Source organism: Vibrio sp. T9, from assembly GCF_003123985.1.
Taxonomy (GTDB): domain Bacteria; phylum Pseudomonadota; class Gammaproteobacteria; order Enterobacterales; family Vibrionaceae; genus Vibrio; species Vibrio diabolicus.
In genome coordinates, this window is the sequence record NZ_NIGY01000002.1 from 376,891 (window position 1) to 392,042 (window position 15,152).

General features: G+C 45.7%; 14 protein-coding genes. 11 read left to right on the top strand and 3 right to left on the bottom strand.

Features of this window, described 5'->3' with window-relative positions:
* Positions 1 to 5: 5 nt before the first annotated feature.
* From yqiA to parC, 3 genes are all read left to right on the top strand, one after another.
* Positions 6 to 590, top strand: a complete 585-nt coding sequence (gene yqiA, locus CBX98_RS06075; protein ID WP_109168778.1) for an esterase YqiA — start codon at positions 6 to 8, stop codon at positions 588 to 590.
* A 249-nt stretch (positions 591 to 839) separates the two neighbouring features.
* Positions 840 to 2,720 carry a DNA topoisomerase IV subunit B gene (parE, locus tag CBX98_RS06080; RefSeq protein ID WP_005395924.1) on the top strand — a complete coding sequence of 627 codons (1,881 nt, stop codon included), beginning with the start codon at positions 840 to 842 and terminating at the stop codon, positions 2,718 to 2,720.
* Between the two features lie 3 nt (positions 2,721 to 2,723).
* On the top strand, positions 2,724 to 5,009 hold the full coding sequence (parC, locus tag CBX98_RS06085; RefSeq protein ID WP_006743360.1) for a DNA topoisomerase IV subunit A: 2,286 nt from the start codon (positions 2,724 to 2,726) through the stop codon (positions 5,007 to 5,009).
* Between the two features lie 38 nt (positions 5,010 to 5,047).
* Here parC and degS read toward each other — a convergent pair whose 3' ends face one another.
* From degS to zapG, 3 genes are all read right to left on the bottom strand, one after another.
* Positions 5,048 to 6,112: an outer membrane-stress sensor serine endopeptidase DegS gene (gene degS / locus CBX98_RS06090; protein WP_005395921.1), complete on the bottom strand. Its 1,065-nt coding sequence runs from the start codon at positions 6,110 to 6,112 to the stop codon at positions 5,048 to 5,050.
* Between the two features lie 190 nt (positions 6,113 to 6,302).
* On the bottom strand, positions 6,303 to 7,670 hold the full coding sequence (locus CBX98_RS06095) for a Do family serine endopeptidase (RefSeq protein ID WP_005395920.1): 1,368 nt from the start codon (positions 7,668 to 7,670) through the stop codon (positions 6,303 to 6,305).
* Between the two features lie 203 nt (positions 7,671 to 7,873).
* Positions 7,874 to 8,317 carry a Z-ring associated protein ZapG gene (zapG, locus tag CBX98_RS06100; RefSeq protein ID WP_005395919.1) on the bottom strand — a complete coding sequence of 148 codons (444 nt, stop codon included), beginning with the start codon at positions 8,315 to 8,317 and terminating at the stop codon, positions 7,874 to 7,876.
* A 195-nt stretch (positions 8,318 to 8,512) separates the two neighbouring features.
* Here zapG and zapE point away from each other — a divergent pair, with 195 nt between their 5' ends.
* From zapE to sspB, 8 genes are all read left to right on the top strand, one after another.
* Positions 8,513 to 9,616: a cell division protein ZapE gene (gene zapE, locus CBX98_RS06110; RefSeq protein ID WP_005395918.1), complete on the top strand. Its 1,104-nt coding sequence runs from the start codon at positions 8,513 to 8,515 to the stop codon at positions 9,614 to 9,616.
* Positions 9,617 to 9,866: 250 nt separating this feature from the next.
* Entirely contained in the window at positions 9,867 to 10,295 is a 429-nt protein-coding gene (gene rplM / locus CBX98_RS06120; RefSeq protein ID WP_012842158.1) for a 50S ribosomal protein L13, read from the top strand.
* A 15-nt stretch (positions 10,296 to 10,310) separates the two neighbouring features.
* On the top strand, positions 10,311 to 10,703 hold the full coding sequence (gene rpsI / locus CBX98_RS06125) for a 30S ribosomal protein S9 (RefSeq protein ID WP_005372876.1): 393 nt from the start codon (positions 10,311 to 10,313) through the stop codon (positions 10,701 to 10,703).
* 618 nt (positions 10,704 to 11,321) lie between these two features.
* Complete coding sequence (gene petA / locus CBX98_RS06130; RefSeq protein ID WP_005396462.1) at positions 11,322 to 11,912, top strand: ubiquinol-cytochrome c reductase iron-sulfur subunit; 591 nt, start codon at positions 11,322 to 11,324, stop codon at positions 11,910 to 11,912.
* Positions 11,912 to 13,177, top strand: a complete 1,266-nt coding sequence (locus CBX98_RS06135) for a cytochrome bc complex cytochrome b subunit (protein WP_005372880.1) — start codon at positions 11,912 to 11,914, stop codon at positions 13,175 to 13,177. Before petA ends, CBX98_RS06135 begins: the two co-directional genes overlap by 1 nt.
* Entirely contained in the window at positions 13,174 to 13,911 is a 738-nt protein-coding gene (locus CBX98_RS06140) for a cytochrome c1 (protein ID WP_005372881.1), read from the top strand. The genes CBX98_RS06135 and CBX98_RS06140 overlap by 4 nt, the downstream gene beginning before the upstream one ends.
* A 96-nt stretch (positions 13,912 to 14,007) precedes the next feature.
* Positions 14,008 to 14,643 carry a stringent starvation protein SspA gene (sspA, locus tag CBX98_RS06145; RefSeq protein WP_005372897.1) on the top strand — a complete coding sequence of 212 codons (636 nt, stop codon included), beginning with the start codon at positions 14,008 to 14,010 and terminating at the stop codon, positions 14,641 to 14,643.
* A gap of 17 nt (positions 14,644 to 14,660) precedes the next feature.
* Complete coding sequence (gene sspB, locus CBX98_RS06150; protein ID WP_031780550.1) at positions 14,661 to 15,146, top strand: ClpXP protease specificity-enhancing factor; 486 nt, start codon at positions 14,661 to 14,663, stop codon at positions 15,144 to 15,146.
* Positions 15,147 to 15,152: the final 6 nt, after the last annotated feature.

Here is a 15,152-nt window from a genome sequence, read left to right on the forward strand (position 1 = left end):
TATCTATGAGTAAACCTTCACTTCTTCTGTATATCCATGGCTTTAACAGTTCTCCACTCTCAATGAAAGCCAATGTGATAAGAGCATACTGCGAGCTGCATCGTCCTGATATCAAAGTGATTGTTCCCCAGTTACCTTGTTATCCTCAACAAGCGGCGAAAATGTTGTTGGATATCATCGAGCAATATAAAGACGACTATAACATTGGTCTGGTGGGCAGCTCATTAGGCGGCTTTATGTCAATGTGGCTAAATGACAAGTTTGGATTTAAAGCGGTTGTGGTCAACCCCGCGGTTAAGCCCTATGAGTTGTTAGTAGATTATTTGGGTGAGCAAACTAACCCTTATACGCACGAAACCTATACACTTGAAGCTTGTCATATTGACGAGTTAAAAGCTCTTGATGTACAAAGCATCGCGTCGCCACATTCTTTCTGGTTGTTGCAGCAAACAGAAGATGAGGTTTTAGACTATCGACAAGCGGTAGATAAGTTTGCAGGCGCTAAGCAAACAGTAGAACAAGGCGGTGATCACAGTTTTGTAGGCTTTGAGCGTTATCCTGCACAGATTATCGAATTTCTAGAACTGTAATTCGAAAGCGATTGGAAAAGGCTCATAGTTTTTATTGATATATCCAACCGTTTCTTGACATGGGCGGTATGCTTTCCGACTATGTTTTGCCAAAAGATCTTAAGGGTCGAGGACCCTGGCTACTTTGTTATGCATCATGTTTACAAGCACTTAGTGATGTGAACAGGGTGGCTTTTTCGTTTCCTGAGTATGGGTTCACCCATTGGTGATATTCAGGCAACAAGTAAACTTTGAGAATAATTCCGTATTATGACTGAACAATATAATGCTGGTGCCATTGAAGTACTGAATGGCTTAGAGCCAGTACGTCGCCGACCAGGGATGTATACGGATACAGCGCGCCCAAACCATTTGGGCCAAGAAGTTATCGACAACAGTGTCGACGAAGCGCTAGCCGGACATGCCTCAAAAGTACAAGTCATCCTACATGCCGACCAATCACTAGAAGTGATCGATGATGGTCGAGGCATGCCTGTTGATATCCACCCTGAAGAGAAAGTGTCAGGCGTAGAGTTAATCCTATGCAAGCTGCACGCAGGTGGTAAGTTCTCTAACAAAAACTACCAATTCTCTGGTGGTTTGCACGGGGTAGGTATTTCGGTAGTAAACGCGTTGTCAAAACGCGTTGAAGTAACCGTTCGTCGTGATGGTCAAGTGTATGAAATTGCATTTGAGCACGGTGATAAAGTCTCTGACCTGACCGTAACCGGCACATGTGGTCGTCGCAATCGCGGTACCAGCGTGCATTTCTGGCCTGATGCGAAGTACTTCGATTCGGCTAACTTCTCTGTTACACGCCTAGTCAATAATCTGCGCGCAAAAGCGGTTTTGTGCCCGGGCCTAGAAATTACATTAACCGACAAAGTTAATGGTAAAGACTATAAGTGGTACTACGAAGACGGTCTTAAAGACTATCTTGCGGAAGGCGTAAAAGGCTACCCAGTTATTCCTGAAGAACCATTTACTGGTGAGTTCTTGGCGGATACCGAAGCGGCAAACTGGGCGGTAATTTGGCAGCCAGAAGGTGGTGAGATGATCACCGAAAGCTACGTTAACCTGATCCCAACTGCTCAAGGTGGTACGCACGTTAATGGTTTACGCCAAGGCTTGTTAGAAGCGATGCGCGAGTTCTGTGAGTTCCGTAATCTATTACCTCGTGGCGTGAAGCTAACGGGTGATGACGTTTTCGACCGCTGTTCTTACGTGTTGTCGGTTAAAATTCAAGATCCGCAATTTGCAGGCCAGACCAAAGAACGTCTGTCTTCTCGTCAAACCGCGGCATTTGTCTCTGGCGTAGTAAAAGACGCGTTCAGTCTTTGGTTGAACGAAAAGCCTCAGCTAGCAGAGCAATTGGCAGAAGTCTGTATCGCTAATGCGCACCGTCGTATGCGTGCAGCGAAAAAAGTCGTACGTAAGAAAGTGGCGTCCGGCCCGGCACTGCCAGGTAAGTTGACCGACTGTTCAGCACAGGATTTAAGTCGCACTGAAATCTTCTTTGTGGAGGGTGACTCTGCGGGGGGCTCGGCAAAACAGGCACGTGACCGTGAGTTCCAAGCTGTGATGCCACTGCGTGGTAAGATCTTGAACACGTGGGAAGTCTCTGCTGACCAAGTATTAGCATCTCAAGAAGTACACGATATTTCAGTGGCTTTGGGGATTGATCCTGACAGCGATAACCTTGATGGTCTTCGTTACGGTAAGATCTGTATCCTTGCCGATGCGGACTCGGATGGTCTTCACATCGCAACGCTGCTTTGTGCACTGTTCACTCGTCACTTCCGTGCACTGGTTGAAGCGGGCCATATCTATGTGGCGATGCCGCCTCTGTATCGAATCGACTGTGGTAAAGAAGTGTTTTACGCCCTCGATGACGATGAAAAAGATGGCATCTTAGAGCGCTTGTCGAAGAAGAAAGCCAAAATCAACGTGCAACGATTCAAAGGTCTGGGTGAGATGAACCCACTTCAGTTGCGTGAAACCACCATGGATCCGAACACGCGTCGCTTAGTGCAGTTAACCATTGACGACTCTACGGCGACCATGGAAATGATGGACATGCTGCTGGGCAAAAAGCGTGCAGATGACCGTCGTTCTTGGCTACAAAACAACGGCGACTTGGCAGAGGTGTAACGGATGTCTACAGAAATTACCTACGATGGCGTCGAACAGTTGCCAATGCGCAAGTTCACTGAAGACGCTTATCTGAACTACTCGATGTACGTAATCATGGACCGCGCCTTGCCATACATTGGTGATGGCTTAAAGCCGGTTCAACGACGCATCATTTATGCGATGTCGGAGCTTGGTCTCTCTGCATCAGCAAAATACAAAAAATCTGCACGTACGGTTGGTGACGTGTTAGGTAAATACCATCCGCACGGTGATTCAGCGTGTTACGAAGCGATGGTATTGATGGCTCAGCCATTCTCTTACCGCTATCCATTAGTGGATGGTCAAGGTAACTGGGGTGCGCCAGATGACCCGAAATCATTCGCGGCAATGCGTTATACCGAAGCAAAACTGTCTAAGTTTGCTGAAGTATTGCTAGGCGAACTGGGCCAGGGTACGGTTGAATGGCAACCTAACTTTGATGGCACAATGAAAGAGCCACAAATGTTGCCAGCACGCCTGCCTCATATCCTGCTTAACGGTGTAACCGGTATTGCGGTTGGTATGGCAACAGACATCCCACCGCATAACGTTCGTGAAATCGCAGATGCGACTATTCATTTGATCGACAACCCGAAAGCAGAACTGCCGGACGTGATGCAATATGTTAAAGGTCCGGATTACCCAACAGAAGCAGAAATCATCTCGCCGCAAGCGGATATTGAGAAGATTTACCGCAACGGTCGCGGCAGCATCAAGATGCGCGCGGTATGGCACAAAGAAGGTTCTGATATCGTTATCACCTCTCTGCCACACCAAGTATCGGGTGCAAAACTGCTTGAGCAAATCGCCAACCAGATGCGTGCGAAGAAGCTACCAATGGTTGACGATCTTCGTGACGAGTCGGATCACGAGAACCCAACGCGTATCGTTGTGGTACCTAAGTCAAACCGAGTTGATTGTGATTTGTTGATGAACCACTTGTTCGCATCAACGGATCTTGAGCGCAGCTACCGTGTTAACTTGAACATGATTGGTTTGGATAATCGTCCTCAAGTTAAAGGTCTGGTGCAAATTCTGTCAGAGTGGATTGAGTTCCGTCGCACGACCGTACGTCGCCGTCTACAACACCGCCTAGACAAAGTCATGGCTCGCTTACACATTTTGGAAGGTTTGTTGGTTGCTTACCTAAACCTAGATGAAGTGATTGAGATCATCCGTACTGAAGATGATCCTAAAGCGGTATTGATGGCACGTTTTGGTATTACCGATATCCAAGCGGATGCGATTCTAGATACCAAACTTCGTCACCTCGCCAAACTAGAAGAGATGAAGATCCGTGGTGAGCAAGACGAGCTAGAGAAAGAGCGTGAGAAGCTAGAACAGCTGCTCGGTTCTGAGCGTCGTCTAAACACACTACTGAAAAAAGAAATCAAAGCAGACGCTGAGAAATACGGTGATGACCGTCGATCTCCATTGGTTGAGCGTGCAGAAGCAAAAGCGCTTACTGAACGTGATCTTGTTCCAAGCGAACCAATCACGGTTGTGCTTTCTGAGAAAGGTTGGATTCGTCACGCGAAAGGCCATGACGTAGATGCAGAAGGCCTGAACTATAAGTCGGGTGATAAATACTTAGCGCACGCACGAGGTAAGAGTAATCAGCCTGCGGTATTCCTAGGCAGTGACGGTCGAAGTTACTCTCTGGAATCGCACTCGCTGCCTTCTGCTCGTAGTCAAGGTGAGCCGATTACCGGTCGTTTGAATATTACGGCTGGTAGCAGTATTCGCCAAGTGATCATGAGTGAAGAAGATCAGCTGTGGCTGGTGGGCTCTGATGCAGGTTACGGCTTTGTATGTAAAGGTGCTGACTTGCTGTCTAAAAACCGCAGTGGTAAAGCGCTGGTCACTTTGCCGGCTAACTCTGAGGTCATGACGCCAAAAGCGATTGAAGATTTAGATTCTGATGAAATCTTAGCAATCACTAACCAAGGCCGCATGCTGCTGTTCCCAATCAAAGACCTGCCACAACTGGCGAAAGGTAAAGGGAATAAGATCATCAATATTCCTGCTGCTAAAGCAAAAGAGCGAGAAGAAGTACTATCTCACTTAATGTCTTTACCAAAAGGTGCATCGTTAACGCTGTACGCGGGTAAGCGAAAGTTGGGTCTTAAACCGTCTGACCTTGATAACTTCCGTGGCGAACGTGGTCGCCGAGGTGGGTTATTACCAAGAGGTTTGCAGCGAGTCACTCGCATTGAAGTTGAGCTGGATGATTCCGATACGACGGAAGCACCGAGCGATAGCGAGTAACGCACAAATAAAAAATCCCAGCCAATGGCTGGGATTTTTTATGCTTCTTGCTTGTCTTCGGCAATGGTGACTTTCAAGCTCATCTCTTTTCCTTTGCGAATGATGCCGACGTCCACGGTGGTGCCAGGACGTAAATCGGTGACGATATCCATGACGCTCTGACGCCCTTGCACTTTATTGCCATCAATACTGATAATGATGTCCTGCTTTTGGAAGCCTGCTGCATTGGCTGGACCATTTGGATCAATACCAAGCACGACAATACCACCTATGTGTTCATTTCCAAGTAGGCGAGCAGTGACCGCATTAATGTCTTGGCCGTCGATACCAATATAGCCACGAATCACGCGACCATCAGCGATGATTTTCTGCATGATCTTGCTGGCTAGTGGCGCAGGGATCGCAAAGGAAATACCGTAAGTTTCTAAATCAGTCGCTTGTTGGAAAGAGGCGGTATTGATGCCGACGAGCTCACCTTGTGTGTTCACTAGAGCACCGCCAGAGTTGCCCTCATTGATGGCGGCATCGGTTTGAATGAATGCTTGGCGACCGTCGCTAATCGATGAGCGTCCTGTTGCTGAAATAATGCCGAACGTTGTGGTTTGTCCAAGGTTGTATGGGTTACCGATGGCTAGGACCACATCACCCACTTGTGGCTTGTAATTAGAGTTCAGAGGAATAACAGGTAAATTTGAACCTTCGACACGCAGTACGGCAATGTCTGTGCGTTTATCCGTGCCAACTAGCTGAGCCGCCGCGGCTCTACCGTCTTGTAATGCGACAACAATTTGGTCTGCTTGAGCAACCACATGGTAGTTGGTAATGATGTAGCCTTTCTCACTGACAATAACACCTGAACCCAGACCTTGAGTCGAGAGTTTACTGCGATCATTTTCAACATATTTACGGCTGTAGATGTTTACTACGGCAGGTGCTGCTCTTCGCACCGCCTGATTAAATGTCAACTCAACGGACGCGATATTAACAGGTTGCGGATCTAGCGCGGCAGGAATTACGTTGTTGCGCAAAGATGGTACCGCCAGTAATACCACTGCGGCAGTAGCCAAGCCTAAAAAGACAGAACGTAATAAAAAGCTGAGCATATCCTCTCCATGCATGAGCGCCAAAATGGCATAGAAGATGAAGAATAGCATTACATTGAAAAATAACAAAAGGGCAGCACGGAATCGTGCTGCCCTTTTCATTAGCTATTGAGCGATAAGGAAAAGTATTCGAGGCTTATTACTCGATGCTATGCATCGAAAACCTTATTTCCTATTACTTTGAAAGTGACTAACGAATAACAAGATAAATAGTACGTTCGCCACGCTGAATATTCAGAGCTAATACGCCTTTGTGCTTATCCACGATTGCACGAAGCTCAGCAAGGTTTTTCACGCGCTGACGGTTTACACCGATAATGATGTCCCCTTGTTGTAATTGATATTGAGCAGCCGGAGAGTTATCTGCAACGCTCGATACTTTAACGCCTTGAATTGCATCACTTGGTGTCGTATTGCTTAACTCAGCACCCTTGAGCCCTTCGTGTAATGTTTCGGCTTTGGCTTTCATATTTGTAGATTCGCCAAGCGTTACATCAAAGGTTTTATTCTTACCATCTCGAACTACACCTAACGTGATTTCTTTTCCTGCGCCCAGCGTTGCCACTTTTGCGCGGAGCTCTGAGAAAGTATTAATCGCTTTACCGTTTACCGATACAATTACATCACCGGCTTTCAATCCAGCTTTATCGGCTGCGCTGTCTGGTACGACTTGGCCAATAAAGGCCCCTTTACTTGACTCGTAACCCAATGCATCAGCCAGTTCAGAGGTTACTTCACCGCCCTGTACACCCAACATGCCGCGTTTGACTTCACCAAACTCTAGAATTTGCTCGGTGAGGTTTTTCATCATGTTGGACGGAATCGCAAAGCCAATCCCCACGTTACCGCCGTTAGGGCCTAAAATCGCAGTATTAATACCGATCAGCTCACCATTAAGGTTGACCAATGCACCACCAGAGTTACCGCTGTTAATTGCGGCATCGGTTTGGATGAAGTTTTCGAAGTTTTCAACGTTCAAGCCACTACGGCCTAACGCTGAGACGATGCCCGACGTCACGGTTTGACCGAGTCCGAATGGGTTACCAATCGCAACCGTAAAGTCACCTACGCGAAGTTTGTCGGAATCTGCGACTTTAATTTGCGTTAAGTTTTTCGCTTTTTCTAATTTAAGCAACGCAACATCGGCCATCTCATCGCCGCCAACGAGCGTAGCGTCATACTCGCGACCATCATAGAGGCGAACTCGAATCTCATCCGCGCCCTTGATTACGTGGTAGTTAGTGACGATATGCCCTTTTTTCGCATCAATAATGACACCAGAACCTAAACCTCTGAACGGGCGCTCGCGCCTTTGCTCCATCGGAAAGTCCGGTCCAAAGAAGAATTGAAATTGTTCGGGAATACGGCTGGTTTGTACTTGTTTGCCTTCTACAGCAATACTCACAACAGCAGGGGTTACTTTCTCAAGCATGGGCGCCAAGCTAGGTAACTGTTGGCCATCCACATTTAAAGGTAATGCGGCGGTGGCTTGAACTGGCGCAATAATAGAGCCCAAACTCAGAGATAGAACGGTGAGCGCAAGCAGTGGTTTTTTCATCCAATAACTCCTCTTGAAACATGTCTGCCAAAAAGAAATATCCGAACGGTTAGTTCACTTTGTTAATAACTAATATAGGGCCTAGTTCGGATAATCAAAGGGGGAGGCAGTTCACATCCAAGTTAGAGCAAAGGTAAGAAGAAAAAGTTCAAAAAAGGGCCGATACAAATGTATCGGCCCTAGTAGGTAGAGGTAAGAGAAGGTTATGATGCTTTTGCGGTTACCGCTTCGGGAGCATTAATGATTTCTTTCTCTTGATCCTTTAAAAGACCCGTTGCGCCATTGGCGTAGTCTTTTGGCTGTTCGTTAAACTCTGGTTGATCTTCTGCAATAGCTTCAGAAGACATTGCCGTTTTCTTATCAAACGGGTTGTCTTGCTCTGGCAAGTTTGGCAAAAGCTCAGAAGAGGTCTTAGCCATATGTTGGTACAGCTTGGTGTAATCTTTACCTAGTGTATCCAACATTTCTGCGGTTTGTGCAAAATGATCGACAAGCTCTTGACGTTGTTGCTCTAGTTCAAACTTGGCCGCTTCAAGTTCTTTCTGCACAGACTTTTGTTTCTTGTATTCAGGGGTGGTTAGTCTACTAATGACTACGCCTACGATTGTACCGACCAGCAAACCCACAATGGCATAAATCCAAGGCATAACTGCTCCTTATAGTTGTTTTAACAAGTCTTTTACTACTTAGTTACACGCGGTGCTAGTCCATGTTACTATGGCTTGAACAGCCGATAAAGAAAAATAGCAGTATGTCTTCGGGGACTGATAACTACTTCTCTCTATTCTCAAAGTTGACCCCGAGGTAACCCTTTTCCCAGTACCTCTATACGACTTAATACGATGACACCACTACAACAATATCAAAAAGACATAGCAGAACACGGGTTTCAGCGTGATGAAGCTCAGTATCAAGCGGTCGTTGCATTAGATAAGCTTTACCATGCTATCGTTGAATTTCAGTCAGCTCCTGTGCCCCAGCTTTCCAAATGGCAAAAGCTCATGGGGAAAAAAATCGACATGCCTGAGCCCCCAAAAGGTCTTTACTTTTGGGGAGGAGTCGGACGCGGTAAAACGTACCTCATGGATGCGTTTTTTGATGCTTTACCAACCCAAAGAAAAATGCGCGTACACTTTCACCGCTTCATGTATCGAGTACATGATGAGTTGAAGCTGTTAGGTGATGTCGAAAATCCGCTAGCAAAAGTAGCGGATAAATTCAAAGAAGAAGCGGATGTGGTTTGCTTTGATGAATTTTTTGTCTCTGACATTACGGATGCGATGATCCTTGCAACGTTACTCCAAGAGATGTTCAAGCGGCAGATGATCCTAGTCGCGACTTCAAACATCGAACCGCAGAACTTATATCGTAATGGCTTACAAAGAGCGCGCTTTTTGCCTGCAATTGATATGATTTTGGCACGCTGTGACGTGTTGAATGTTGATAGTGGCGTTGATTATCGCTTAAGAACGCTTGAACAGGCCGAAATATACCACTATCCACTTGATGAACAGGCCAACATTAATCTCAACAAGTATTATCAGCAGCTGACGGGCGAACGTCAGATCGTCGCTCATCAAATCGAAGTTAATCACCGTCAGCTTGAGGTAATTGAAGCGAGTGATGGGGTTCTGCATGCGTCGTTTGCTCAGTTATGCCAAACCGCTCGCAGTCAAAATGACTACATTGAGCTGTCCCGAATTTATCACACGGTATTATTGGCGGACGTTCAACAGATGAACCGAAAAATAGATGACGCTGCGAGGCGCTTTATCGCACTGGTCGATGAGTTTTACGAGCGCAATGTGAAGTTGATTATTTCTGCTGAAGTGCCAATGGAAGACTTATATACTGAGGGGCAGCTCGAGTTTGAATTTAAGCGCTGTTTGTCTCGGCTCACTGAGATGCAAAGTCATGAGTACCTCGCGCGTGAGCATTTGGCCTAAATCTAGTGGGTTCTTAAAAAGTGAAGAAAAAATTAGTGATTTGGCGCAAAAAAAGGTGATTTTTTCTTCGCTCTTCTCTATAATCCTGCGACCCACCGTTACTGCAGACCGGATTATCGAAGTTATTTCGAAATTGAAGGTCGAGAGTACCAACGACTCGAAGGGGTGATGACTGGGCTCTTAGACAGTGTGGGAGCACCAGAACGGTGTTCCTTAAAGTTTAAATTTTAATTAACGGGTTATTATTAGCATGAAAACTTTCGTTGCTAAACCAGAAACTGTAAAACGCGACTGGTACGTTGTAGACGCTGAAGGTAAAACTCTTGGTCGTCTAGCAAGTGAAATTGCATCTCGCCTACGTGGCAAACATAAAGCTGAATACACTCCTCACGTTGACGCTGGTGACTACATCATCGTTATCAACGCTGAGAAAGTTGCTGTAACTGGTAACAAAGCTAAGAACAAAGTGTACTACCGTCACTCTGAGTTCCCAGGTGGTCTAAAATCTATCACTTTTGAAAAGTTGATCGATCGTAAACCTGAGATGGTTCTTGAGCTTGCAGTTAAAGGCATGCTTCCACGTGGTCCTCTAGGCCGTGCTATGTACCGTAAGCTTAAAGTTTACGCAGGCGCTGAGCACAACCATGTTGCTCAACAACCACAAGTACTAGACATCTAATTGGGGATTTCGAAAATGGCAGAGAATCAATACTACGGCACTGGCCGTCGCAAAAGCTCAGCTGCACGTGTTTTTATTAAACCAGGCAGCGGCAACATTGTAGTAAACAAGCGTAACCTTGACGAATACTTCGGTCGTCCAACAGCTCGCATGGTTGTACAACAACCTCTAGAACTTGTTGAACTAACTGAAAAGCTAGACCTTTACGTAACAGTTAAAGGCGGCGGTATTTCTGGTCAAGCTGGTGCTATCCGTCACGGTATCACTCGCGCGCTTATGGAATACGATGAGTCTCTACGTCCTGCTCTACGCGCAGCTGGCTACGTTACTCGTGACGCTCGTTGCGTTGAACGTAAGAAAGTTGGTCTACGTAAAGCACGTCGTCGTCCACAGTTCTCTAAGCGTTAATTTCCTCTTATTGGAAATTCTGCTTTTCAGAGTTACTCTGGAAACTGTGTACCAAAAGCTCGGCTCTATGCCGGGCTTTTTTGTTTTTAAAGAAATAATACCTGCCTATCAATATCCATTTGTATTCACTTATAACTAGGCTCAGAGTAAGGCTTCTTCCTTACCATACGTCATAAGCTTATTTATCTGCTGTGGGTGCCTTTGCGTCTTAATATCCCTGCAACATGTTTTAAAATGCCTACTCGTCTTTTTTGCGTATGCGGCGTGCTACAAAAGTGAAAATACAAATAACGTAAGTTGAATGTGCACTAAGAAATATTTTGCTGTGTAATTAACTGAAAACTACCAAGATAAAAGGTTTGAATAGCTTTCAGCAGAACTTCCATGTTGTGCTTTCTTGTTACAAATCACATCAATTTTTTATAATTCTGCCGCTTTTGTGACGACGCGAGCGATTTGCCTCACAAATGTTACAAAAAGGTAGCTTTATCTTGTCAAAAAGTAGGGTTTTCTTTATCATTTCCCTCCAATAAATAGAACTAAATTCATTATTTGTTAGCCATGCTCTTATAAGCGGAATAATAACGATCCAAAGGGAGCAAATGGGAGAATGTTTGGATGAGCAACGCGCCTTTAAATAACGGTCGCAGGCGTTTTCTAACCGCTACAACGGCAGTTGTTGGTGGGTTAGGGGCAGTCGCCGTCGCCGTGCCTTTTATCAAATCATGGAATCCGAGTGCTAAAGCCAAAGCGGCAGGTGCACCGGTGGAAGTGGATATAAGTAAAATTGAACCAGGTCAGCTGGTTCGTGTCGAGTGGCAGGGGAAACCTGTATGGATTGTTCGCCGCACTCAAAGCGTTCTAGATAACTTAAAAACGATCGGCGATAAGCTTCGTGATCCGCAATCTGAAATGGAACAGCAGCCTGAGTACGCTCAGAATGAGTTTCGTTCGATTAAGGAAGAGTTTTTTGTCGCTGTTGGTTTCTGTACTCACCTAGGTTGTTCACCAACCTATCTACCAGACTCTTTCTCAGAGCAGGTCCAGGGCGTAAGATCTGGCTTCTTCTGTCCTTGTCATGGTTCTAAGTTCGATATGGCTGGTCGAGTGTTCCAAGGGGTACCTGCTCCATTGAACCTTGTCGTTCCTAAGCACATGTATTTGAGCGACACCAAGCTCATTGTGGGTGTTGATGAGGGGGATGCATAATGCAAGCAATGTTAGACTGGGTTGAAAAGCGTATTCCTGCAATGAATGCTTATAAAAAGCATTTGTCTGAATACCCAATGCCTAAGAACTTCAACTTTTGGTACCTTTTCGGTTCTCTGGCGATGCTGGTTCTGGTTAACCAAATCCTAACGGGTATCTGGCTAACGATGAACTACGTTCCTTCTGGTGACGGTGCGTTTGCTTCTATCGAGTACATCATGCGTGATGTAGAGTACGGTTGGCTTCTACGTTACATGCACTCAACTGGCGCATCTGCGTTTTTCGTTGTTGTGTACTTGCACATGTTCCGTGGCCTGATCTACGGCTCATACCAAAAACCTCGTGAACTACTGTGGATCTTCGGTATGTTGATCTTCCTCGTTCTAATGGCTGAAGCATTCATGGGTTACCTACTGCCATGGGGTCAGATGTCATACTGGGGTGCGCAGGTAATCATTTCTTTGTTTGGTGCGATTCCTGTTATCGGTGATGACCTAACGCTTTGGATCCGTGGTGACTACATCATCTCTGGTGCAACATTAAACCGTTTCTTCGCACTACACGTTATTGCACTGCCTATCGTTCTACTTCTTCTTGTGGTTCTGCACGTATTGGCGCTGCACGAAGTCGGCTCAAACAACCCTGATGGTATCGAAACTAAGCTACCAAAAGGTTCAATGGGCGATGATTACAAGACACAGTTCAAGTTCCACGATTACTACACGAAGAAATACGACATTATCGACTCTATTCCTTTCCACCCATACGGTACGGTTAAGGACTTAGTTGGTGTGGCTGGTTTCTTGTTCTTCTTCTGTTACGTGCTGTTCTTTAACCCAGAAATGGGAGGATACTTCCTTGAACCGCCTAACTTTGAAGCGGCCAACCCACTGAAGACACCAGAGCACATTGCTCCGGTATGGTACTTCACGCCGTTTTACGCAATTTTACGTGCGGTTCCAGACAAACTATTAGGTGTTATCCTAATGGGTGCGTCAATTGCAGTGCTGTTTGTTCTACCTTGGTTGGATCGTTGTAAAGTTCGTTCATACCGTTACCGTAGCAAACTTCATCTGTTGAATATTGTACAGTTCACTATCGCCTTTATCGCTCTGGGTATTTTAGGTGCGTTACCTGCAACACCAACGTACACACTACTATCTCAGATCTTTAGCTTGTGTTACTTCATGTTCTTTGTGTTGCTGTTCTTCTACAGCAAAAATGAAGCAACCAAACCATTACCAGAGAGGGTGACATTCAAATGAAGAAGTGGATTGTAATTCTATTTGCGATGTTGCCATCACTAGCGATGGCAGCGGGGGCTAACGTTCCGCTTGATAAAGCGAATGTTGACCTAACGGATAAAGCTTCGCTACAAAACGGTGCGAAGTTGTTCATGAACTACTGTTTTGCTTGTCACTCAACGCAGTATCAGCGTTATGAGCGTGTAGCAACAGACTTGGAAATTCCAACAGACTTAATGAAAGAAAACCTGATTTTCAATCCTGAAGCGAAAATCGGTGATCTAATGGTCAATGCAATGCCACCGAAGCAAGCGGCAAACTGGTTTGGTGCTCCACCACCAGATCTTACGTTGGTTGCACGAGTTCGTGGTGCTGATTGGTTATACACTTACTTACGCTCTTTCTATGTTGATCCATCTCGTCCATTCGGCGTGAACAACATTGTCTTCCCGAGTGTTGGTATGCCACATGTGCTTGAAGAGCTACAGGGTATCCCGACGCCGATTTACGATACGAAAATCGTAGATGGCGAAGAAGTACAAGTTGTTGTTGGTACTGAAACAGATGGTACGGGTGAGCTGAGCGAAGGCGAATACGACAAAGCGGTTGGCGACCTAGTGAACTTCTTGGTTTATTCAGGTGACCCAGTGCAGCTTGAGCGTCATGCTTTAGGTTGGTGGGTAATGGGCTTCTTAGTGCTTCTAACCATCGTTGTCGTGATGCTCAAGAAAGAGTATTGGCGCGATGTGCATTAATTGTGCTAAAATACCGTGCTAATTCCCAATTTTAATTGATGTACAATGGAGGCTTAGCCTCCATTGTTTTTATTTGTAAGTGTACTGGAGGGCTCCATGGCTGTAGCTGCCAATAAACGTTCTGTGATGACTCTTTTCTCAAGTGCATCAGATTTGTATAGCCATCAGGTTCGCATTGTACTAGCTGAAAAAGGCGTAAGTGTTGAAGTTGAGCTTGTTGATGAAGCAAACCTTCCTGCTGAGCTTGTTGAGCTAAACCCATATAAATCAGTGCCAACTCTTGTTGACCGTGAGCTAGCTCTTTACGATTCAAAAATCATCATGGAGTACTTGGACGAGCGTTTCCCTCATCCACCTCTAATGCCGGTTTACCCTGTTGCTCGTGGCAACAGCCGCTTGATGATGTACCGTATCGAACGCAACTGGTATTCACTCGCTGAAAAAGTGATGAAAGGTAATGCAGAAGAATCAGAAAAAGCACGCACAAAGCTGCGTAATGATCTTCTGACGTTAGCGCCAATTTTTGCTGAATATGAGTACTTCATGAGCGAAGAATTCAGCTTGATCGACTGTTACCTAGCTCCATTATTGTGGCGTCTGCCTCAACTTGGTATCGATCTGGTTGGCCCTGGTTCAAAAGAAATCAAGGTGTACATGAACCGCGTATTTGAACGTGATTCGTTCCTTGCTTCTTTAACTGAAGCTGAACGTGAAATGCGCCTAGTTCGCTAAGCGATTTTAAACACGTTATGGATATTGCAAAAATGACTGCTCGCCGTCCGTATATGCTTCGTGCATTTTACGATTGGCTAGTAGACAATGACTTGACTCCTCACTTGGTGGTGGATGCAACGATGCCGGGCGTACGTGTACCGGTTGAGTTTATTCAAGATGGTCAAATTATTTTGAATATTGCACCACGTGCGGTGGGTAATCTTGAGTTAGGTAATGATGCGATTACCTTCCATGCTCGCTTTAGCGGCCGTCCACACTCAGTAATTGTGCCTGTGTATGCTGTCCAAGCTATTTATGCGCGTGAGAATGGTGCTGGTACTATGTTTGAACCAGAAGAAGCGTACACTCACATCGAAGAAGAAGCGATGACCGAGGAAGAATCATCCCCATCGTTTACAACGGTTAGCGATGAGCCTTCTGAGTTAGCCTCTGATTCGGATGCCGAAGAGGACGATGCTCCTCGACCAAAAGGCAAACCAAGCTTAAGAGTGATTAAATAATAAAAA

Excerpts from the sequence above, each read along its gene's own strand:
- sspA (WP_005372897.1), top strand. The coding sequence starts at position 14,008 with ATGGCTGTAGCTGCCAATAAACGTTCTGTGATGACTCTTTTCTCAAGT.
- CBX98_RS06140 (WP_005372881.1), top strand. The coding sequence starts at position 13,174 with ATGAAGAAGTGGATTGTAATTCTATTTGCGATGTTGCCATCACTAGCG.
- CBX98_RS06095 (WP_005395920.1), bottom strand. The coding sequence starts at position 7,670 with ATGAAAAAACCACTGCTTGCGCTCACCGTTCTATCTCTGAGTTTGGGC.
- degS (WP_005395921.1), bottom strand. The coding sequence starts at position 6,112 with ATGCTCAGCTTTTTATTACGTTCTGTCTTTTTAGGCTTGGCTACTGCC.
- CBX98_RS06135 (WP_005372880.1), top strand. The coding sequence starts at position 11,912 with ATGCAAGCAATGTTAGACTGGGTTGAAAAGCGTATTCCTGCAATGAAT.
- zapE (WP_005395918.1), top strand. The coding sequence starts at position 8,513 with ATGACACCACTACAACAATATCAAAAAGACATAGCAGAACACGGGTTT.
- parC (WP_006743360.1), top strand. The coding sequence starts at position 2,724 with ATGTCTACAGAAATTACCTACGATGGCGTCGAACAGTTGCCAATGCGC.
- rpsI (WP_005372876.1), top strand. The coding sequence starts at position 10,311 with ATGGCAGAGAATCAATACTACGGCACTGGCCGTCGCAAAAGCTCAGCT.
- zapG (WP_005395919.1), bottom strand. The coding sequence starts at position 8,317 with ATGCCTTGGATTTATGCCATTGTGGGTTTGCTGGTCGGTACAATCGTA.
- rplM (WP_012842158.1), top strand. The coding sequence starts at position 9,867 with ATGAAAACTTTCGTTGCTAAACCAGAAACTGTAAAACGCGACTGGTAC.
- yqiA (WP_109168778.1), top strand. The coding sequence starts at position 6 with ATGAGTAAACCTTCACTTCTTCTGTATATCCATGGCTTTAACAGTTCT.
- petA (WP_005396462.1), top strand. The coding sequence starts at position 11,322 with ATGAGCAACGCGCCTTTAAATAACGGTCGCAGGCGTTTTCTAACCGCT.
- parE (WP_005395924.1), top strand. The coding sequence starts at position 840 with ATGACTGAACAATATAATGCTGGTGCCATTGAAGTACTGAATGGCTTA.
- sspB (WP_031780550.1), top strand. The coding sequence starts at position 14,661 with ATGGATATTGCAAAAATGACTGCTCGCCGTCCGTATATGCTTCGTGCA.